At 38.1% G+C, this 1,615-nt stretch carries 2 protein-coding genes and 1 pseudogene; 2 read left to right on the top strand and 1 reads right to left on the bottom strand.

Going from position 1 to position 1,615, the window contains the following annotated elements:
- Nucleotides 1–29: 29 nt before the first annotated feature.
- Nucleotides 30–620: pseudogene (locus BA1_RS18180) on the top strand (pre-toxin TG domain-containing protein); the annotation flags it as partial.
- Between the two features lie 287 nt (nt 621–907).
- Nucleotides 908–1,348 carry a hypothetical protein gene (locus BA1_RS18175; RefSeq protein WP_008362280.1) on the top strand — a complete coding sequence of 147 codons (441 nt, stop codon included), beginning with the start codon at nt 908–910 and terminating at the stop codon, nt 1,346–1,348.
- Nucleotides 1,349–1,381: 33 nt separating this feature from the next.
- Here BA1_RS18175 and BA1_RS19625 read toward each other — a convergent pair.
- Nucleotides 1,382–1,615, bottom strand: a 234-nt coding sequence (locus BA1_RS19625; RefSeq protein ID WP_008362278.1) for a hypothetical protein, incomplete at its 5' end; no start/stop codon positions are given.

The following is a 1,615-nucleotide window of genomic DNA, read 5'->3' as shown; positions in this document are numbered from 1 at the left end:
CTAATGAAAAGATCAAAATGTGCAATTAAAAAAGCGATATTGAGAAGCAAACTTCTGAATATTTGAAAATAAAAAAAGATCAAGAAGATACCCGAGAGATCGCAAAGGAACAGGAAGCGCTCGCCAACCGTCCGTGGTATGAAAAAGCTCTTGATTACGGAGGAAATATCGTCAATGAACTGACAGGCGTGAACGATGCAAAACGTGCAGCTACGGGCGTCGATCCAATTACAGGTGAAGAGCTTACGGCAGGACAGCGAGTCGCTGCAGGTGGCATGGCAGCAGCCGGCTACATCCCAATCGTCGGCTGGGCAGGGCGCATTTTCAAAGGTGGAAAGGCTGTCTATAAAACGACCCAAGCCACGTCAGCTGCAGTCAGAGCAGTCGACATCTACAAGACGTCACAAAAGTCTTTTGACGCCTTAAAAATATCTCAAAAAGGCTTATATGGCCTCACCGCCACCAACGGCTTCAGCGAAGCGATTACTGGTAGAGATATGTTTGGGAATAAGATCTCGAAAGAACAGCAGGAAGCGAGTATGAATGCGGCGCTAGGAATGCTTTTGCCGATTGGGGCGAAAGGGATTCACAGTAAAATAGGGGTTAAGGCTACAAATAAAAACAAGTCATACGAGCAATCTAGAAATGAAGCACTGGCTTGGTTGGAGGAAAGAGGCTTTAAATCTGAAAAACAAACCTTTGGAAAGTTTGGATACACTAGAAATAAACCTATAGGTAGACAAACTGAGGACGGTAAAATAGGTTTCCGAATCGAGCATGATAGTAGGAGTGGTGCTCATATTAACGTTTGGGCTGGGAAAGAAAAGGGACCACATTTTGAATTTGATGCATCCGAAAAAACAGTGAAAAAAATACAAAAACATTTCAGATAAAGGGGTTAATTTTATTGAATACTTATGATGAAGATCTAATAAAGGATTTGGAATTAAAAGACCTTCTTAATTGTGTCAAAGTAAATAAAGATCCAGAAATTTATTTAGATTTATTAGAACAAAAATTTGAATTTGATGGTTCGAAAATAGATTGGTTGCAAACTAAAAATCATTATAGTATGAACTCAAATAATGAATCGTTACTTCCTGATGCTCTTCTATTTATAACTGAATTAAAAGAAAAATATTTAGATAATAACTTACAAGTAATTTACATAGGGGATAATCTTACAGAGTTTGGGTACCAGTTTGAATTAAAGCATATAGAAAAGTTACTAGCCTATTTTTTAGATGTCCCACAGCACCACTACTTTATATCATTAGAAGGTGATTGGTGTATGTGCATTTCTTATGAAAACTATTTGGATTTCGGTTTTAGTTTAAACCAGAAATAATTTCAAGTGTCACGTATAGTAAAAATAATAGATTTATAGTAGGAAGTCAAAAACCTTGATTGGCTTTATGCCTTTCAAGGTTTTTTGTGTTTGTTGGGCTTTAAGCCGAGAAAAAACCGACAAAAAGGGGACCTTTTTTCCTGAGTGGATCATCGTATGATAGAGACAAGCAAAACGAACGTGAATATTTTGTCCAGAAGGAAGAACCTGCGGACGCTGATCATTGAGCACTCTAATTAGGAAAGGACAAGGTTGTGGTTGTTGCGA

Source organism: Bacillus xiamenensis (assembly GCF_000300535.1).
In the GTDB taxonomy this organism is placed as follows: domain Bacteria; phylum Bacillota; class Bacilli; order Bacillales; family Bacillaceae; genus Bacillus; species Bacillus xiamenensis.
Note: the sequence above shows the minus strand (reverse complement) of the source record. Positions and strands in the feature narration are given on the sequence as shown.